The organism is Companilactobacillus nodensis DSM 19682 = JCM 14932 = NBRC 107160 (assembly GCF_000615905.1).
GTDB classification, from domain to species: domain Bacteria; phylum Bacillota; class Bacilli; order Lactobacillales; family Lactobacillaceae; genus Companilactobacillus; species Companilactobacillus nodensis.
Genome location: NZ_BAMN01000031.1, coordinates 1 through 19,692 on the forward strand (window position 1 = coordinate 1; position 19,692 = coordinate 19,692).

Below are 19,692 nucleotides of genomic sequence, written 5' to 3' on the forward strand. Positions count from 1 at the left end.
CTGATTATTAGTCTGTTGCTGGTTTTGGGTGTCTTTTTGAGTGTCGTCTTTTTTTGTTGGTGTCAGTTTTCTTTTTGGTTACTTTCTTTTTAGACTTTTTACTAGGAGTTTTTTTCTTAACTGAACTTGTGGTCTCCTTGGTTGATTTATCACTATTACTTGCAGAGTTAGAACAAGAGGCTAACGTTAAACTTGCAGCAATCAATAGTCCCCAACTAATGATTTTTCTCATGATTTATTCCCCCAAATAAGATATATTTTAACTTCATATTATCATTGTTAATATATTCACACAATGAGGGAACATACTAAAAAAGACAGGTAAAATCTTTAAATTTTACCTGTCTTTGATATTTTATTTAGTTATTTTAGTTTTTAGACGGAGGGATACTGTGTTCAAAGTTTTCGAATCCAACCTCATATATGTAATTAACCATTCTTTTAATTGAAACAACACATGAAATTTTCTTGCTAGGTCCATTCTTGGTAATAACTACAGGGTAGATTACTGTCAAATTGAAACTCCTCGCTTATTCATTTTTATTATTTCAATGGTACGAGTTTATTTTAACCCACTTTTATATTTTTTTGGAATAATATGAATTGGAATATTTGTAATATCATTTGGTTTCAATTTTAAACGTTTTGTTTTTGATATAATTGTATTTATTAGGAAGTGATCATGTGGATGATATCATTCAAGTAATAAAATCAAATTTAGATCTTACTGATAGTCGACCAATGAGAATATTAATATATGAAGCTTTGAGGAAAACAATTATTCTTGGTGATATTCCAAGCGGGAAAAGAATAGTTGAAAATAAGCTTTCTGAGAAATTAAATGTATCTAGAACCCCAATAAGATATGCTTTTAAACGTCTTGCCAAAGAGGGATTGGTCACACATAAATCTGGAGTGGGAGTTTATATTAATGGTATACATATACGAGATGCATATGAGATATTTGATATACGAAAAGAATTGGACGCACTTGCAACCAGAAAAGCAATGGTAAATATGGATTCTTTACAGTACAAAGAAATGGAAGACTTATTGCATGATACAAAGGTATTAAATGATGAGGGAAAGGTTAGAGAAGTCATTAACAGCTTTTCCCAGTTTGATAAATTTATTTATGATGCTAGTAAAATGCCTAGATTAAAAATGATTGATCTGCAATTACAGGAATATTTAGTCTATTTTAGGGACGTTAATTTATCTTCTAAAAGTAGGCGTGATAGTGCAATAGTTGAACATCGAAATATTTATAATGGCATGGTAGATAAAAATGCCGATGAAGTTAATAGACTTGTTTCCAAACATTTGGACTGTTCATTAAAATTCGTTTTGAAGGAAATGAAACTAAGAAATATATCATAAACTAATATCTGGAGAAGACACAATTTGTGTTTTCTCCTTTTTTGATGTGATTGTTGTACGCATTGTCGACCTCTCGAAAAGATTGTGAATTATACATGTAAGATTGCAATTACTAGCATTTTATTTTAACCGTAACTATATAAATATCACTGATAATACTTGAAATATAGGTAAATGTGTCAACTTGATTTAAATGAATATTTTTGTTCACAAATTATCAATCTCCTCGAAAAGAACAATCTAAGAACAAGCAAATACGTAAATTTAAGAAAATTGGGTGCTATACTCTGGGCAATGAAGGTCATGAGCGTATAACGACTGGTGAACTATGGTGTGCACGTCATGTTTGTTACAGTTTTGGCAATGCCGCTCAGATTGTAATAAGGGAGAGATTAAGATGGCAACAAACGATAATATACAAACGCTAAATGGTGTGAATTATCTCGATTTGAAAAAAATCACAAGTGAAGCTGGAGTGGATATTGAAACTTTTCCATATACAATTCGTGTATTACTAGAGAATGTAGCTCGTCATGCTAACGGAGATATCAATGATCAAAATGTTCAACGTGTTTTACATTGGCGTGAAAACATTGGTCAATCAATAGCTTTTTATCCAGCTAGAATAATTCTCCAAGATTATACTGGAGTTCCTTGTGTTGTTGATCTTGCATCAATGCGTGAAGCTGCAAAAAAGATGAACATTGATCCTGAAAGGGTAAATCCAGAAATTCCTGTTGACTTAGTTGTTGACCACTCAGTTCAAGTTGATAAAGCAGGTAATCCTTATGCTATGGCATATAACATAAAACGTGAGTATGAACGTAATTCAGAACGGTATAAGTTGTTGAAATGGGCTCAAAAATCATTCGATAATTTTAAGGCCATTCCACCAGATACAGGTATTATTCACCAAATAAACATTGAACATATCTCACCAGTTGTACAAAACGATGAGAAAAAGAATGTTTTCTATCCTGATACAGTATTTGGCACTGATTCACACACAACTATGATTAATGGTCTTGGCGTCTTAGGCTGGGGTGTTGGTGGCCTTGAAGCTGAAGCATGTATGCTTGGCGAACCATCAATATTCTCAGTACCTGAGGTAATCGGTGTTCGTTTGACTGGCAAACTTCCATCAGGCGTCGTAGCAACAGATTTAGCATTAACAATCACTAATTTATTACGTCAACACGATGTAGTTGGAAAATTTGTTGAATACTTTGGACCTGGATACCAAAATTTGGGTGTTGCTGACAGAGCTACTTTAGGAAACATGTCACCTGAATATGGTTCAACATGTGGCTTCTCACCATTTGATGAAGAGTCAGTTAAGTATTTGAAGTTAACAGGTAGAAGTGAAGATGTAATTAAGCGTGCTGTTGATTATAACAAACTAAATTCATTATTTTACAAGTCAGAAAATGCTGATGAGGTTAAATATACAAAAGTTATTGATTTTGATTTATCGACGGTTTCAACTAGTCTTGCTGGACCAAAGAGACCACAAGATATCATTGGCCTTGGTGATATGAGCAAATCATTTGATGAAGAAGTAACAGCACCACTCGGCAATCATGGATTTGGTATGAAACCAGAGGATTTAGATGCTGAAGATGAAATTGAATTAGACGGTAAAAAAGAAGTATTACACACTGGTGATATTATGATTGCCGCATTAACAAGTTGTACTAATACTTCAAACCCAACAGTATTGATCGGTGCCGGTTTGCTTGCTAAGAGAGCTGTTGAACATGGATTAACAATTTCTCCAAAAGTTAAGACATCATTTGCTCCCGGATCACAGGCTGTAACTAAGTATCTAACTGCTACAGGATTAATGCCTTATCTTGAAAAACTTGGGTTTAATATCATCGCTTATGGTTGCACAACATGTATTGGTAATTCTGGTCCACTTCCTGATTCAATCGAAGCCTCACTTAAGAAGACTGGTATGGCAACGGCTGCTGTGTTGAGTGGTAATAGAAACTTTGAAAGTAGAATTCACCCATTGATCAAAGGAAACTATTTGGCATCACCAATTTTGGTTATTGCATACGCATTAGCTGGTAATATGCGTGTCAATTTACAAACACAACCATTGGGGATTGGAACCGATGGTAAGCCAGTTTACCTCAAAGATATTTGGCCAACAACCGAAGAAATTGATGCATATTCTAAGAAATATATCGTATCTGATACTTATCGTGAAGCATACAAGGATATCTTTGATGGTCGTGAAGAATGGAATAATTTGAAAGTAAATGAATCAGAAACATATGATTGGGATCCAAAGTCAACATACATTGCTAATCCACCATACTTTGATGAACAAGTAGCGGGAGATATGAAGAGACCTGAATTATCAGATTTATCAGTTCTTGCTAAAGTTGCTGATTCAGTAACTACTGATCATATTTCTCCAGCCGGAATGATTCAAATTGATTCACCCGCTGGTAAATACCTTGAAGCACATGACATTTCTGTAAGAGAATTCAATTCATATGGTTCAAGACGTGGTAATCATAAAGTTATGGTTCGTGGTACTTTAGCCAATACTCAACTACATAATCAGTTGTCAAACGGCAAACAAGGTGGATATACAAACTACTTGCCTGACAATAAAGTGATGACTATTTATGAAGCATGTAAGAAATATAAAGAAAACGACACTGGATTAATTATTTTAGCTGGTAAAGATTACGGTATGGGTTCATCACGTGATTGGGCTGCCAAAGGTGTCAAGCTATTAGGTGTAAGAGCAGTTATTGCTGAATCATTCGAAAGAATTCACCGTTCTAATCTTGCCATGATGGGCGTTGTTCCATTGCAATATAAAGATGGAGAAAACGCTGAAACATTTAAGTTAGATGGTACTGAAAAGTACGATATTGAATTACCTGATAAATTAGAACCTGATCAAGATATTACAGTTGATGTTCGTTACAAAGACGGACATACTACAAAGATTTCGACTACTTTACGTTTGGATTCTGATGCAGAAATCAGTTATTTGGGTGTAGGTGGCATCTTAAATAAAGTTCTTGAAGAAAAGAAATAGATTTTTGTAATCATTATAAAAACTGATGTGTTGTCATGTCAGTTTTTTCTTAAGGCAATTATGGAAACGGTAACATAAATATATTGATTCAAAAGGGGAAAAATTATGTTAAAAACGGTAATTTTCGCATTGCTACCAATTATCGTCACTATCCTACTTGGTATGTGGGCTGCACATCATGGTGATTTTGATGAAAAAGATAGTAACAAATTAATTAAATTAATTATGAACTATGCATTACCAATGAACGTATTCGCTGGAATTTGGGGAACTCCTCGTAAGATTATTGTTGAAGATATTCCCTTAGCACTTTGGTTATTAGGAAGTATGTTCATCTGCTATATAGTTTTAAGTTTTGTTCAAACCAAAATAATGAAAACATCTACAAATGTGGCAACACTTCGTGCCTTATCAGTTGCCGATCCATCAGTTCCATTTATTGGTTCCGCTGTTTTGCCATTAATCTTTGGTGAAAATTTGAGTGCTATCAATATTGGTATTTCTAGTTTGATTATCAATGTTGTATTGTTACCATTCGTCTTTGCTGCATTAGTATCTGATGATGGTAATGATAAAGATATAACCATTGGTGCACGTTTAATGAATTCATTGAAGAAGCCTTTGGTTCTTTCAGCTTTGCTTGGATTTGCGTTAGCCTTGTTAGGACTTCAAATGCCAACTGAGCTTGAAAGTACATTTACTGTTTTAGGTAAATCTTCAGGTGGTGTCGCAATGTTTGCTACAGGTATTATTCTCTTTAGTAAAAAAATTCATTTCAACAAGACTATTGCTACCAGTGTTCTTGGAAAAAATGTTTTGTTCCCAGCAATTGTTTGGGGGCTAATGGTCGCAACTGGTATGCCTTTATCACTTCAACGTATTGTTATTATTACATTAGCAATTCCAACAGCCACAATGCCAACTAATCTTGCTATTCAATACAAAGTTGATGAGTTTGAAATGGCATCCATTCAACTATGGAGCACTGTTCTATCGTTTGTTACTTTAAGTTCTGTAATGTTAATGCTTGGTTAAAAAATATTACTTGTGATGAAAGGTGGTGACGGATTTATTAACGAAAACAAATTCTTATCCACATCGTATTGGTACAACTAACCAGTAGTGAATGAGAACTAACCATAACTTTTTACAACTATTAAACTATTCAAAAAGACCCAGGTAAAATAAAAATATTTTACCTGGGTCTTTTCGTCTTAATTATGTTTAACAACACTCTGGAGATCATTCATCAGTGAAGTATATTTCTGCTGATACTCACGGAATTCACAAGTTCGACAAGGGCTATTATTGTTCTCCACCTGCAAATGACTTTTGACAATTTTTTCAGATAGCTGTTCATTATTAGAACTCAGCGCCTGTTTGAATTGATTGTCGGATTTAACCAAACTGGGTGTCAATTGTTTTCGGTATGCAGTGGGTGTCATGCCGAAGTGTTTCTTAAAACTTTGATTGAATACCTTCAAGTCGTGGAATCCAACTTGATATGCAATTGAAGAAATATTATCGGTACTTCTGGTCAATTCACGAATGGCTTGTTGCAAGCGACAACGCATGACATATTCGGAATAGGTGATGCCTAGTTGTGATTTGAGCAACTTAGATAGGTAGGTTGATGAATAGTTAACTTGTTTGGCTAGCATCGAGAGTGAAATATCTTCACTGAAGTGCTGTTCCAAGTATTCAGTTAATTTCGAGATGGCTTTTTGATGTTTAGGAGTTGCCAGTGTGGTGCCATATGATTCGTCAGTGATGTAGAATTTTGACAATAGGTTGAGCAAGTCGAAGTAGGCTGCAGTTTGGGACAATTGATTATCATGGTAAGTCAAATTAGCGAGGGATGAACGAATGGGTTCATACAGTGGGTTGACGTGTTCAGCGGCAGTATTCAATTGGAATTTACCAGAAGCGTGATTTAATCCATTGATATCTAAAGCATCAGGTCTGATATGGATTCGAAGCATTACACTATTAGCCACTTTGGCAAATGTTGCGTGTCCGCAATTGGGGTTGATTAACAATAGATCATTCGGTGCTAGGGGAATTACTTCACCTTCAACGTTGGCTTCGACTTCGCCAGTCAATAACCAGAGCAGCTCAATGTCAGGGTGCCAATTGTAATGATAGCTCCCAATTTCATAAATCAATTCGTCATAGGTAACTGTTGCTTGGTATTCTGGCATAATGATCCCTTCCTTTATAGATTAGTTTAGACATATCATATGTTTCTCGCAATTAATTTTGATAGTCAAATGACAAAAAAGACCTAGGGGTGTTTTTTGTCACAAATATTATGATGGTATGTCTTGAACGTTGATCTCAATGCCAAAAACATAGTGTGCAATTGTTCTAATTCTAAATAATACTGACAAAATCTACCTAGTTGAATATGACATTTTCTAACTTTTAATGAGTGATTAACGGATAGTCTGGTTTGGCAATGACAGTTATTCTATAGTCAGAAATCAAGGAGGTAGTCAAATGTCAACACTTACTTATGAATATGAACCCAAAACGTTGTCCCCTCAGGCAACCAAATTACGTGATATGTTAGTCAGTTATATGAAGATCGTCAGTCGTCGTTTGCCAGATGATGTTAACAAGAAATTGGTCGAGTTATCTAAGATCGAAGTTGATCCATTGCAAGAATTGGTTTATAGCACAATGAAGGAAAACCAAATGCTTGCTGAAAAATTAAAGAGACCTAGCTGTCAGGATACGGGTGTCGTTCAATTCTTCCTTAAAGTAGGAAGCAATTTCCCATTGTTGGCTGAATTGAATGATATTTTGACAGATACGGTTGTTCAAGTAACTAAAGAAGCACCATTACGTCACAATGCTGTTCAAACTTTTGATGAATTTAATACTGGTTTGAATATTGGTAAAGGTGTTCCTAATATCATCACTGAGATCGATGGTGATAGTGACAAGCTTGATATGTATGTTTACTTAGCCGGTGGTGGCTGCTCATTACCTGGTATTGCTAAAGTATTGATGCCAGGCGAAGGTTATGAAGGTATCGTTCGTTTCGTTATGGATCAGATGACTAGTTACGGTATCAATGCTTGCCCACCATTATTGGTTGGTATTGGTGTCGCTAATTCAGTTGAAATGGCTGCTATGAATTCAAAGCTTGCTTAATGAGACGTGTCGATAGTGTCAGCCCTAATGCTAACGCCGCTAAGATGGAAAGATTGTTCGAAGATGGTATCAATTATATTGGCTTAGGACCTCAAGGATTAGGTGGTAAGAAGTCAGTCATGGGTGTTAATATCGTCAACACTGCGCGTCACCCCTCAACAATTGGCGTTGGTTTGAGTGTGGGATGCTGGTCACATCGTCGTGGTCGTATTATTTTGGACAAAGATTTGAATTACGAATTACCATTAAACAAAGGAGTAGAGCTATGAGAGAATTTCATTTAAAAACCCCAATCAAAGATGAAGATATAGCGGACATTCGTATCGGAGACATTGTTTACTTGGATGGTATCATCGTAACTTGTCGTGACGTTGCACACCGTCGTGTTGTCGAAGAGAAGCGTCCATTACCAGTTGACGTCAAAGGGAAGGCAATTTTGCATGCTGGTCCTATCGTTCGTCAAAAGGAAGATGGCAGTTATGAAATGGTTGCTGTCGGTCCAACTACAAGTAGTCGTATGGAGAAGTTCGAAGAACAATTCGTCAAAGAAACTGGCGTTAAACTGATCGTCGGCAAAGGTGGTATGGGACCAGGTACTGAACGTGCATGTAAGAATTACAAAGCATTACATTTAGTCTACCCAGCCGGTAACGCTGTTTATGCTGCAACTAAAGTTGAAAAAATCATTGACGCACAATGGAAAGACTTAGGGATGCCAGAAACACTTTGGGTCAACCAAGTTAAAGACTTCGGCCCATTGATCGTTTCAATCGATACTAACGGTGACAACTTGTTTGAGAAGAATAAAGTTGAGTTTAACCGTCGTAAAGAAGAAAAAATTAAAGAGATCAGTAAACAAGTTAGCTTCATTAAATAGAAACCACCCGCAGGGTGGCTTTTCTTTTTCACAAATTTTGACAGCGTTTTCAATAATATTCAAAATATTTGTAAAAAAATAAACAACCTTTTTTAATTACTTTAAAAGAATATATATAATTTGCATTTTGTTAACAAAATCACACAAGAATATGTTATTATGTTTGTGAAAGATGATACAAGGATTTGTATTAACAGAAAGAAGGTTTCATTATGGTACGTAAAAATAAAGTTCTTCTCGTTGGAGATGGGGCAGTTGGATCATCATTTGCTTTTTCATTATTGCAGAACACTGATTTTTTAGATGAATTAGTAATTGTCGATATTAAGCAAGATAAGATTCAAGGAGATGCCTTAGACTTAGAGGATGTTACTTCTATGAGTTCACCAGTTGATGTACACGCTGGTACATACGATGATGCTAGCGATGCTGATATTGCTGTTATCACTGCAGGTATTCCTCGTAAACCGGGTGAGTCACGTCTTGACCTTGTTGCCAAGAACGAGAAGATTTTGAAGTCAATTGTTACTCCAATCGTTGAGAGTGGATTTAATGGAATATTTGTTGTTTCAAGTAACCCTGTTGATATTTTGACAACTTTGACACAAAGATTATCTGGTTTCCCTAGAGAAAAAGTTATTGGTACAGGAACATCACTTGATTCAGCCAGATTACATGTTGTTTTAGCCAAAGCTTGTCATGTACCTGTTAACCAAGTTAATGCATACGTCCTAGGCGAACATGGTGATACTTCATTTGTTAACTTTGATGAGGCCTTGATCGATGGCAAACCATTGAGTGATTGTCTTGACTTGACTGACGATGTCAAAGCTGACATTGAAACTCAGGTTCGTAAGAAGGGTGGTAAGATCATTGGCTTGAAGGGTGCTACATTCTATGGCGTAGCACGCAGCTTATCACAAATCTGTAAAGCAATTTTAGAGAATCAAGATACGGTTATGCCAGTATCAGCTCCAATCAATAATCACTATGGTTTGAGTGACGAATTGTATATTGGTACACCTGCAATAATTAATGGTAGTGGTATTGCCGGAGTTATTGAAACAGCCTTGAGTCATGAAGAAGTTGCTAAGATGCAACATTCAGCAACTAAGATGCAAGAAGTATTGGACAATTTAGCAGTTAAATAGTTTATAAAAAAGTTTATAATAGTTGAAGTACAAAGTATGTTAGTTCTTGGAGATGGAAAATATGTTGGAAAAGGTTAAATTTAAGGGATTTATTTGGCCAATTGTTATTGGATTAATTATTTGGTTTACTACAGGAATTAGACCGAGTGGTGTCAGTGTTCAAGCTTGGCATATGTTAGCATTATTCGTTGGTACAATCATTGGATGTATCACACAACCATTGTCAATTGCCGGAGTTACATTGATCGGTTTCACATTGACAGTTGGTCTTGGACTTTCAGATATGAAGACTGGTCTAACAGCCTTCAGTAATTCAGCCGCTTGGTTGATTGCGATGGCATTCATGTTATCACGTGGTGTCATCAAGACAGGCTTAGGCCGTCGTATAGCGCTATATTTCGTTAGAATGTTTGGTAAACGTACATTAGGATTAGCATACTCAATCATGGGTATCGATCTTGTTACTTCACCAGCCATTCCAAGTAACACTGCCCGTGCTGGTGGTGTTGTATATCCTATCATCGAATCACTTGCTAGAACCTTTGGTTCTAAAACAGAAGATGGTACTCAAAGAAAAATGGGTGCTTATCTAGTATTTACAGAGTTCCACGCAAACCTATTAACTAGTGCATTGTTCTTAACAGCCATGGCACCTAACTTGGTTACAGCACAATTAGCATCTACGTTAAAGGTTAACCTTACCTGGATGGGCTGGCTTGAAGCCGCATCTGTTCCTATTCTTATTTGTTTAGCTGTTGTTCCATGGATCATTTACAAGATGTATCCACCAGAAATCAAAGAAACACCTAATGCCAAGGATTGGGCAAACAAAGAACTTGCCGAAATGGGTAAGATGAAGTTATCTGAAAAGATCATGGGTTCAGTATTTATCTTGACTCTAGTTCTTTGGATGTTATCAAGTATTATCGGTATGGATGCTACATTCGTTGCCTTCTTAGCAATTTCTATCTTGCTAATCACAGGTGTTTTATCAGTTAATGATTTAGTTACTGAAAAGGGTGCTTGGACAGTTTTAATCTGGCTATCAATCTTAGTATTTATGGCTGGTAAGTTAACAGAATTTGGTTTCATTACATGGATGTCAAAGAGTATTGCTAGTGGATTACACGGTGTTAGTTGGGCAGTTATGTTAGCAATATTAGCCATCGTATTATTCTACTCACATTATCTATTCGCCAGTGCAACAGCTCATGTTTCAGCTATGTATGGACCATTCTTAGCAGTTGCTATCTCAGCTGGTGCTCCAGCTCAAATGTCAGCGATGTTACTTGCTATGATAACAGCTGTTATGGCTTCAACAACTCACTATGCTAACGGACCTGCTTCAATTCTTGCTGGATCAGGATATGTTAAACAAAATGATTGGTGGAAGATGAACTTTGTTCTAGGTATTTTCTACCTATTAGTAATCGGAATTGTCGGACCATTGTGGATGAAGGTTATCGGTCTTTGGTAGTTAATTTCATTAAAAAAGACGATATTGGAAATCCTCCAAATATCGTCTTTTTTATTTAACTAATTTCGTTTTCAAGTCTGAGGGCAATTGCTTCAGTCATGACCATATCAGTGAAGAAGTCACCGCGTAGAGCACCAAGTGCAGCTTTGTACTTAGCCTTGCTTTGTACGATGGCGAATCTGCGTGAAACGTTCAAGATATTATCCAGTGGAATCGATAATGTCTTATCGTCATCAAGATTCAAGAAGTTTCCATTGATATCATATGGGCGACCATATGCCATACCAACGATCTTATCGAGATCAACTCTTGGAAAAATCTTTGTCTTGTTGTCGTGCCAGACATCGATCGAGTCGACTGAGGCAAGAGTACCAAGTCCACAGATCAATAGGTCAGCTTTTTCGGCAATATTAAAAACACGAGTTGAAGTTGGTTCCGTCATGAAACCATTTCTGACATCATCATTGATGATATACAGTGGTCCGGGCATCGTGTAGTAGGGAACATCATATTTGGAAGCTGCTTTTTGAACCATGCGCATTGAGCCAGAGGATGACTTGTACTTCATGTTTTCGCCCATGAATTGAGTGAAGACGAGGTCATCTTGCGAACTCTTGTTGAAATGGTCAAGCACTTCATAAACCGTTTCGCCCCACGATAATCCGACCACGTTACAATTCTTGATAATTGCTTGTGTCTGAACTGCTGAGAATGATGCAATCAACTCATCACGCTTAGTCGGGTTCACGGGATCCTTGATAACATATAAGTGATTAATATTAAACTTCTTTGATAACTTACGTTCTAGTTCAACGTTTCGTTCGTAACCAGAGTGAATGTTGATATCAACGATACCGGTAGTTAATGCTTCATCTAAGTACTTTAGGATCAGATAACGGCTGATGGAATACTTCTTACTGATGTCGTTGATCGACATCTTGCTTAAATAGTAGTCTTGCGCCAGATTTCCTAATAAAATATCGTGTTCTGCTTTCATTAGTATCTTCCTGTTCGATTTTTTAATTTAATTATATCATCATACTAAAGTTTTTGATATTTAAAAAGTTATTTTTAAATTCTTTAAAAATAAGTACTGATTTTACATTATTTAAAATTAGTGCTATCTTTATAGAGAAGATAAAGAACAGGAGATGATTTGGATGGAAGATGATGATAAGATTTTATCTCTTCACGCCCAAAATCGTGGAGTTCTAGGTATCGCACCTAGTCTCGACGTTAAAAATAAAAGAGAACTTGGCGAAGCATATACACCTGGTGTAGCTGTTATCTCTAAGTTCATCGAACGTTATCCAGAAATGAAAGCTAAGTACACAATGAGTGGTAAGTTGGTTGCCTTGGTAACTGATGGTTCTGCTGTATTGGGATTAGGTAATATTGGACCTGCTGGTGGCTTACCAGTTGTTGAAGGTAAGGCATTGTTATACAAGGACTTGTCTGGTGTCGATGCCATTCCATTGACTGTTGACCAAGTTCCAGTCGATGAATTCGTTAAGACATTGAAGAATATGTCGAAGTCATTCGCAGGTTTCCACTTGGAAGATATCGCTGCACCTAAGTGCTTCGAGATCGAAGAGAAGCTTGCCAAAGAAGTCGACATTCCCGTTTATCACGACGATCAAGAAGGTACAGCCGTCGTTGTATTAGCTGGATTGATCAATGCCGCCAAAGTTACTGGCCGCAAATTACAAGATATGAAAGTTGTCTTGAATGGTGTTGGTGCTTCTGGTGTCGCAACTGCTAGATTGTTACTGGCCGCCGGAATCAAGGACTTAACATTAGTTGATATCCACGGTCCAGTTGCCAAGGATGATATCACTTATAATAAGTATCAACGTGATGTCGCTGCCGCAAGTTCTAACCAAACTAAGTATCAATCATTAACCGATGCCGTTGTTGGTAAGGACGTCTTCATTGGATTGTCTGATGCTAATGTTTTGAGCAAGGACCAAGTTGAGACAATGGCTGATGATCCAATCATCTTCGGCCTTGCTAATCCCAAACCTGAGATTGCTCCAGAAGATGCTAAGGCAGCTGGTGCTTCAGTAATTGCTACTGGTTCAAGTCAATATCCTAATCAAGTTAACAACATCTTGGTGTTCCCTGGATTGTACAAAGGTATTCTTTCATCAGGTTTGAAGAAAGTTACTCTTGGTTTGGAACAAGCTATTGCTCAAGGATTGGCTGACTTGGTTACTAAGCCTAGTGCTGAGAAGATCGTACCTGGTGTCTTCGATAATGGTGTCGTTGAAACAGTTTCACTTGCCGTTATCAAATATACCGAAGAGAACAAGTAATAATAATCGGAAGTGTTTAAATGGAAGTTAACGAAATAAACATTGCCATTCCGCATTATCGACGTAAATGGCAATCCTTCATGGAAATTAATGGAATTACTGAATTCAGTCCCAACGAAGTTGATACGATTGAAAAAACTTTTTTGTGGGATGAAGACGGTGATCGTGCGGCCACTGGTTCGATAGCTGGTAATGTTATTAAATACGTTGCCGTCTGTTCCAAGTACAAAGAGGGCGGCGCACTATTTAATAAGGTCGTCAGCTACTTAATGCAACAAGCAGCTCAGATGGGTCGTTTCCATTTATTCGTTTTTACCAAGCCAAAATACGTTCAAAGCTTTGAATATGTTGGTTTTAAAAAACTGGCTGTCAGTGAAACTGGAGCAATCCTCGAAACAGGCGTCCCTGGTGTCACTGAATATATCGAAAAACTTCCGCACTTTGAAGGCAAAAACGGAGCAATCGTAATGAATGCTAATCCATTCACACTTGGACACAGACGATTGGTTGAAGTTGCTAGTGCCAAGAATGATCACGTGTACGTCTTCGTTGTTAAGAATGATGTTTCATTGTTCACATATGAGGAACGTATCGAACTGGTCAAACAAGGTGTTCAGGATCTGAAAAATGTAACAGTCGTATCTGGCGATGATTACATCATTAGTCCAGCAACTTTTCCAGCCTACTTCTTGAAGTCAGATCAAGAGATCGGAACTTATCAAGCAAGACTGGATGCAATTTTGTTCAAAGATCAAATTGCTAAGCCATTAGGTATCACCACACGTTATCTTGGTAAGGAACCATATTCTAAGACAACAGACAGTTACAATCATGAACTTCTAGGTATTTTGCCTCCAGAAGTGAATGTTGAAATCATCGACCGTAAGACTGCGGACGACAAAATCATCTCCGCAACTAAGGTTCGTCAGGCAATCTTAGATGATGATCAAGCGTTACTACATGAATTCTTACCAGAGACTACGATGGAATTCGTTAAAAATAATTATCCAAATTTAAAGGAAAAACTGATAGAGAAGGGAAGTAAGTAAAATGGGAATTAAAGAAACAGCACTTGCTGGTACTTTGGAGTCATCAGATATTCAAATTACTTTGAGTGAGGGAAGCGGAATCGATATTGATTTGGATTCTTCCGTTGAAGCTTTGTACGGAGATCAAATCAAAAAGGTTATTACAGATACATTGAACAAATATGGAATTACAGATGCAAAAGTCAAAGCAGTTGATAAGGGTGCCTTGGATTGTGTAGTTAAAGCTCGTACTATGGCAGTCGCACAACGTGCCTTAGGTACAACTGAAGAACCAAACTGGGAGGTACTCTAATCATGGAAGAACGTTTACGTCGTACAATGATGTTTGTTCCTGGTAATAATTCAGGAATGGTTAAAGATGCCGGTGTTTATGGAGCAGATTCAATCATGTTTGACCTTGAAGATTCTGTTTCAATGGATCAAAAAGACGCCGCAAGAATTTTGGTATATGAAGCATTACAAACACAAGATTATGGAAATGCTGAATTAGTTGTTCGTGTTAACGGAATCGATTCACCATTCTTCAGAAGTGATGTTTTTGCAATGGTTAAGGCGGGTATCCAAGTTATTCGTCTACCTAAAGTTGAATCAGCACAAATGATGAAAGACTTAGTTTCAACTATTGAAGAAGCTGAAAAGAAGTTCGGTATCAAAGTTGGTACAACACATGTTATGGCCGCTATTGAAAGTGCCCGTGGAGTTATGAAGTGTCTTGAAATTGCTGAAAGCTCAGACAGAATGATCGGTCTAGCATTGTCAGCTGAAGACTATACAACTGATATGAAGACACACCGTTATCCAGATGGAGCCGAATTGGAATTTGCACGTAACATGATTCTTCATGCCGCACGTGCTGCTGGAATTGCTGCATTCGATACTGTCTTCACAAATATGAATGATATTGATGGTTTCATGTGTGAGACTAAACACATTCACCAATTAGGATTCGATGGTAAGTCATTGGTTAACCCACGTCAAATCGACATGGTAAACAGTGTCTTTGTACCAACTAAGAAAGAAATCGAAAACGCTTTGGATGTTGAAGCAGCTATTGAAGAAGCTAAGACTAAAGGTTCAGGTGTTATTTCAATGAATGGACAAATGGTTGATCGTCCAGTTGTATTGAGAGCACAACGTGTAATGCGTTTAGCAAAAGCATCACATTTGATTAATGAGGAGGGTGAATACATTGAAGAATAATGTCGGACGCGAAATACCAGATGAGATTTTAAACGAAAAGGGTTATAAGACTTTTAAGTCTGTTGATATCGGTAATCCTGATAAACAACGTGTTGCTCCTAAGGTTAGTGTAACTACAGGTGACAACAAAGTTGTTGATTCACTCGAAGATGTAGTTAAGAACAACGTTAAAGATGGTATGACAATTTCATTCCACCACCACTTCCGTGAAGGTGACTTTGTCTTTAACAAGGTTATGGATATCATTATTAACTCAGGTATCAAGGATTTGACACTTGCTCCTTCATCACTAACAAATGTTATGAATGACAAAGTTGTTGAAGCTATCAAAGCTGGAACAATTACAAATATCACAAGTTCAGGTATGCGTGGTAGCTTGGGTGAGGCTGTTTCTCATGGTCTATTAAAGAACCCAGTTATCTTCCGTTCACACGGTAACAGAGCTAGATCTATCGAAGAGGGAGAAATCAAGATCGATGTTGCCTTCTTAGGTGTTCCAAACGCTGACCGTCTAGGTAACGCTAATGGTATGGATGGTGACGCCGCTTTTGGTTCACTAGGTTATGCCTTGATGGATGCCAACTACGCTAACAAAGTTGTTCTTCTAACTGACAACTTAGTTGACTATCCAAACACACCAGCTTCAATCAAGCAAACACAAGTTGATTATGTTGTTAAGGTTGATAAAGTCGGTGATCCTGATCGTATCGGTACTGGTGCTACTAGATTCACTAAGAACCCTAAGGATTTGCAAATTGCCAAGATGGTTAACGATGTAATTATTCATTCACCATACTTCAAACAAGGATTCTCATTCCAAACAGGTTCAGGTGGTGCCGCACTTGCTGTTGCTAGATTCTTACGTCAATCAATGATCGACAATGATATCAAAGCATCATTCGCCTTAGGTGGTATTACAAAACCTATCGTTGACTTACTTGAAGAAGGACTTGTAAACAAAGTTATGGATGTTCAAGACTTCGATAAGGGTGCTGCTGGTTCAATGAAGAGTAACAAGAACCAACAAGAAATCGATGCTTCATGGTACGCTGATCCAGATAACAAGGGTGCTATGGTCGATCAATTGGATGTTGCCATTCTTTCAGCTCTTGAAATTGACACTGACTTCAATGTTAATGTTATGACTGGTTCAAATGGTGTTATCCGTGGTGCCGTTGGTGGACACCAAGACGCTGCTACATCTAAGATGACAATTATTTCAGCTCCATTGACACGTGGTCGTATCGCAACTGTTGTTCCTAAGGTAAGTACAGTTGTTACACCAGGTGACTCAATTGATGTTTTGGTTACTGAAGTTGGTATTGCAGTTAACCCTAAGCGCAAAGACTTAGTTGAGGCCTTCAAGAAGGTTCCTGGATTACCACTTGTTTCAATTGATGAACTTCAAAAACGTGCCGAGAAGATCGTTGGCAAGCCTGAAGAAATTCAATATACTGATAGAACAGTCGCATTAGTTGAATACCGTGATGGTACATTAGTTGATGCTATTAAAGAAATTAAAGATTAATATTAAAGGAGTAAAAACTTGTTAAGATAGTTTTTGCTCCTTTTTAATTAATAGAGAATTTGGATGTGAAGCAATGATTAATTTATTCGATACTGGGGTAACACAGGATATTCCCGCTGTTTTGGCTAACCGCGATAAGCGTGTTTTTGTTCAGAACAAGCTATTGAGTCAGTATCCATCAGAGATTGTCATTGGTGCTAAGTTGAATACGCCAGGACCAATCAAGAATAACAGTATAATAGAAGACTTTTTTACGAAACAACTAGAAGAATTTGAAAATTTATTGTTAGAAGAAGGAGTTGTTTTCTTCAAAAATAGCGAATGGCTCGATGCCGCAACTGGGCCAGAACGATTCTATGTGGTTGAAGAGACAGCTGAAAATGTTAAGAAAATCACGACAGAGTTTGAAGAATCAAAAAACTATCGTCTTTTATTTGATTTAGATGTTTTATTTTTGACAGATGATGAAGAGATGCAGTCTATTTCTAGAACAGAGATCGGTTATTCAGCACGTACTTGCTTAATATGTGGTCGACCTGCTAAAGATTGTGGTCGCTCAAGACGGCATTCCGTTGAAGAATTACAAGCTAAGGTTAGTGAGTTAGTTGAGAGCTCACTCAAGTTGACTGACAATAAGCAGAAAGTTCAAATGTTGGTGAACAATGCACTGCGAGCTTTAACGTACGAAGTAACCGCATGGCCTAAGCCTGGTTTAGTTGATCCAGTCGAGCGAGAAGCTCATCCCGATATGGACATCTTCATGTTCTTAGACAGCAGCTTGAGCCTTCAGAACTATCTTCGTAAATGTGCATGGGCAGGGTTGAATTGTCAAACTAATACGGATTATCGTGATATTTTCCGTGAGATTCGTGAGTTCGGTAAATTGGCGGAAGCGGATATGTTCAGTTCAACTAATGGGATCAATACGCACAAGGGTGCGGTATTCTCATTGGGAGTTCTAGTTACGGCTGTTGCCATTAATATCAAGGATGATGAACAATTTGATGAAGAAGTAATTCAAGTTGCCGTTAAAAAAATGCTTCGAGAATTGGTGAAAAATGATTATAGTAAAATAAAATCTGAAGATGAATCAAAATTAACTGCTGGTGAAAAACAATTCTTGAAGTATGGAACTAAAGGTATTCGTGGTGAAGCAGCCGATGGTTATCCTGTTGTCTTCAAATATGGATTACCAATTTTTATGGAGACTAACGGTAATATGAATCAGCGTCTGATTACAGCTTTGATGAATTTGGCCTTGCACACGGAAGATTCAACTTTGATCAAACGTGCCGGTACTTTGGATATCATTGAGTGGAAGAATCAACGTATCAATGAATTTTTCGCAGCCGGTGGCATCAGCACCGATGCCGGTAACAAGGTTTTGAATGACATTCAGACAGAGTTCTCAGATAGACATTTGAGTTTGGGTGGCACGGCTGACTTATTGATTGTGACAGCATTCTTAGGATTGACAAAAGAGGCGTTGAATAATGGAAATAACGACTAGGGATGGCAAAAAATTAAATTATTACGTTCATGGATCAGGTCAACCGATCGTCTTTTTACATGGATTCGGCGGCTACCAACAGATCTGGTCTGATCAAATTGATTTTTTCGTTGATAAAGGTTATCAAGTTATTACTTATGATCAACGGAATCATGGGGCTTCATCACGTGAGTCTTCGTTGGATGATTTTGGTATTTTGATTACTGACTTGAAGGACTTTTTGGATGGATTGAAACCAGATGATCCAATATTAGTTGGTCATTCGATGGGAGCTAGTGTTATCTATGGGTTTATTTCAAAATATCCGGATTATCCAGTTAAGAAGTTAGTTACCGTCGATCAATCACCGAAGATGTTGAATACACCAGCGTGGAAGTATGGTTACATGGAGATCACCCGTGCTAACTATAAGATGCGTTTGAAGATGCATAACAAGGAAACACTCAATGGGATTGATGATAATGTCTTTTGGAAGTTGAATGTTGTCAAAAAACAATTTCCATTCGTTAAGGACGATAACTTAGAATTATTGTATGATCACGCTCGAAAGGACTGGCGTGAGTCGGTTATTAATTGTCAGGTACCAATGTTATTGGTAACGGCTAATCAGAGTCCGTACTTTGATGGTGAGTTCGCTGAATTATTGATGGAGAAAAATAGTAATTTAAGTCATGTGGCAATCGATCAATCCGGTCATGTGATTATGGCCGAACAGCCGGATAAGTTTAATCAAGCATTATTGAATTACATAGAATGATTTTTCTAAGCACGAAGTGAACTTCTTGAATTGATTGCTATAGGTTAAGATGAGAAATATGAATTTAAAATATGTAATATAAACTAGCTAAAAGATTATTATCGTATATAGTGGTGTTATTTCGTTGATAATAAGAATCACTACTACGTATTTGAACAATATTCTGTTATAAAGTGAGTAGTGTTTAAATACGATATATATTGACAGACTTATTGAAATACCAAA

The 19,692-nt window shown here is 37.2% G+C and carries 16 protein-coding genes and 1 pseudogene; 14 read left to right on the forward strand and 3 right to left on the reverse strand.

Translation table 11 applies throughout. The annotated features are described in order from the left end of the window. Positions 1–7 precede the first annotated feature (7 nt). The gene (locus JCM14932_RS12865) at positions 8–232 is read right to left on the reverse strand and encodes a hypothetical protein (protein WP_025025217.1); all 225 of its coding nucleotides are present in this window, start codon (positions 230–232) and stop codon (positions 8–10) included. Between the two features lie 452 nt (positions 233–684). Here JCM14932_RS12865 and JCM14932_RS12870 point away from each other — a divergent pair, with 452 nt between their 5' ends. From JCM14932_RS12870 to JCM14932_RS12880, 3 genes are all read left to right on the forward strand, one after another. Beyond that, the gene (locus JCM14932_RS12870) at positions 685–1,380 is read left to right on the forward strand and encodes a GntR family transcriptional regulator (protein ID WP_025025218.1); all 696 of its coding nucleotides are present in this window, start codon (positions 685–687) and stop codon (positions 1,378–1,380) included. Positions 1,381–1,777: 397 nt separating this feature from the next. After that, entirely contained in the window at positions 1,778–4,444 is a 2,667-nt protein-coding gene (acnA, locus tag JCM14932_RS12875) for an aconitate hydratase AcnA (RefSeq protein WP_025025219.1), read from the forward strand. A gap of 105 nt (positions 4,445–4,549) precedes the next feature. Continuing rightward, positions 4,550–5,479: an AEC family transporter gene (locus JCM14932_RS12880; RefSeq protein ID WP_025025220.1), complete on the forward strand. Its 930-nt coding sequence runs from the start codon at positions 4,550–4,552 to the stop codon at positions 5,477–5,479. Between the two features lie 179 nt (positions 5,480–5,658). On the opposite strand, the gene JCM14932_RS12885 is transcribed toward JCM14932_RS12880, so the two are convergent. Then, the gene (locus tag JCM14932_RS12885; protein ID WP_025025221.1) at positions 5,659–6,645 is read right to left on the reverse strand and encodes an AraC family transcriptional regulator; all 987 of its coding nucleotides are present in this window, start codon (positions 6,643–6,645) and stop codon (positions 5,659–5,661) included. Positions 6,646–7,024: 379 nt separating this feature from the next. Between JCM14932_RS12885 and ttdA the strand changes: the two are divergent. The 4 genes and pseudogenes from ttdA to JCM14932_RS12905 all read left to right on the forward strand — a co-directional run bounded on the left by ttdA (position 7,025) and on the right by JCM14932_RS12905 (position 11,108). After that, positions 7,025–7,872: pseudogene (ttdA, locus tag JCM14932_RS15660) on the forward strand (L(+)-tartrate dehydratase subunit alpha). Beyond that, positions 7,869–8,480: a L(+)-tartrate dehydratase subunit beta gene (gene ttdB, locus JCM14932_RS12895; protein ID WP_025025222.1), complete on the forward strand. Its 612-nt coding sequence runs from the start codon at positions 7,869–7,871 to the stop codon at positions 8,478–8,480. The pseudogene ttdA and the gene ttdB overlap by 4 nt, the downstream one beginning before the upstream one ends. A 212-nt stretch (positions 8,481–8,692) precedes the next feature. After that, a complete protein-coding gene (locus tag JCM14932_RS12900) occupies positions 8,693–9,631 on the forward strand; it encodes an L-lactate dehydrogenase (RefSeq protein WP_034543478.1) in 939 nt (312 codons plus the stop codon). A 52-nt stretch (positions 9,632–9,683) separates the two neighbouring features. After that, the gene (locus JCM14932_RS12905; RefSeq protein ID WP_025025224.1) at positions 9,684–11,108 is read left to right on the forward strand and encodes a DASS family sodium-coupled anion symporter; all 1,425 of its coding nucleotides are present in this window, start codon (positions 9,684–9,686) and stop codon (positions 11,106–11,108) included. 55 nt (positions 11,109–11,163) lie between these two features. On the opposite strand, the gene JCM14932_RS12910 is transcribed toward JCM14932_RS12905, so the two are convergent. Then, positions 11,164–12,105, reverse strand: coding sequence for a sugar-binding transcriptional regulator (locus tag JCM14932_RS12910; protein WP_025025225.1), 942 nt, complete (start codon positions 12,103–12,105; stop codon positions 11,164–11,166). A gap of 163 nt (positions 12,106–12,268) precedes the next feature. On the opposite strand from JCM14932_RS12910, the gene JCM14932_RS12915 reads away from it, so the two are divergent. From JCM14932_RS12915 to JCM14932_RS12945, 7 genes are all read left to right on the forward strand, one after another. Then, entirely contained in the window at positions 12,269–13,423 is a 1,155-nt protein-coding gene (locus tag JCM14932_RS12915; protein WP_025025226.1) for an NAD(P)-dependent malic enzyme, read from the forward strand. A 20-nt stretch (positions 13,424–13,443) separates the two neighbouring features. Further along, complete coding sequence (gene citC, locus JCM14932_RS12920) at positions 13,444–14,472, forward strand: [citrate (pro-3S)-lyase] ligase (protein ID WP_025025227.1); 1,029 nt, start codon at positions 13,444–13,446, stop codon at positions 14,470–14,472. A 1-nt stretch (position 14,473) separates the two neighbouring features. Next, entirely contained in the window at positions 14,474–14,764 is a 291-nt protein-coding gene (gene citD / locus JCM14932_RS12925; protein ID WP_025025228.1) for a citrate lyase acyl carrier protein, read from the forward strand. Between the two features lie 2 nt (positions 14,765–14,766). Further along, entirely contained in the window at positions 14,767–15,672 is a 906-nt protein-coding gene (gene citE, locus JCM14932_RS12930) for a citrate (pro-3S)-lyase subunit beta (protein ID WP_025025229.1), read from the forward strand. Then, the gene (citF, locus tag JCM14932_RS12935; protein ID WP_025025230.1) at positions 15,662–17,200 is read left to right on the forward strand and encodes a citrate lyase subunit alpha; all 1,539 of its coding nucleotides are present in this window, start codon (positions 15,662–15,664) and stop codon (positions 17,198–17,200) included. The genes citE and citF overlap by 11 nt, the downstream gene beginning before the upstream one ends. Before the next feature lie 73 nt (positions 17,201–17,273). After that, a complete protein-coding gene (gene citG, locus JCM14932_RS12940; protein ID WP_025025231.1) occupies positions 17,274–18,710 on the forward strand; it encodes a triphosphoribosyl-dephospho-CoA synthase CitG in 1,437 nt (478 codons plus the stop codon). After that, positions 18,694–19,467, forward strand: a complete 774-nt coding sequence (locus JCM14932_RS12945) for an alpha/beta fold hydrolase (protein WP_025025232.1) — start codon at positions 18,694–18,696, stop codon at positions 19,465–19,467. The genes citG and JCM14932_RS12945 overlap by 17 nt, the downstream gene beginning before the upstream one ends. The last annotated feature ends 225 nt before the right edge of the window (positions 19,468–19,692 follow it).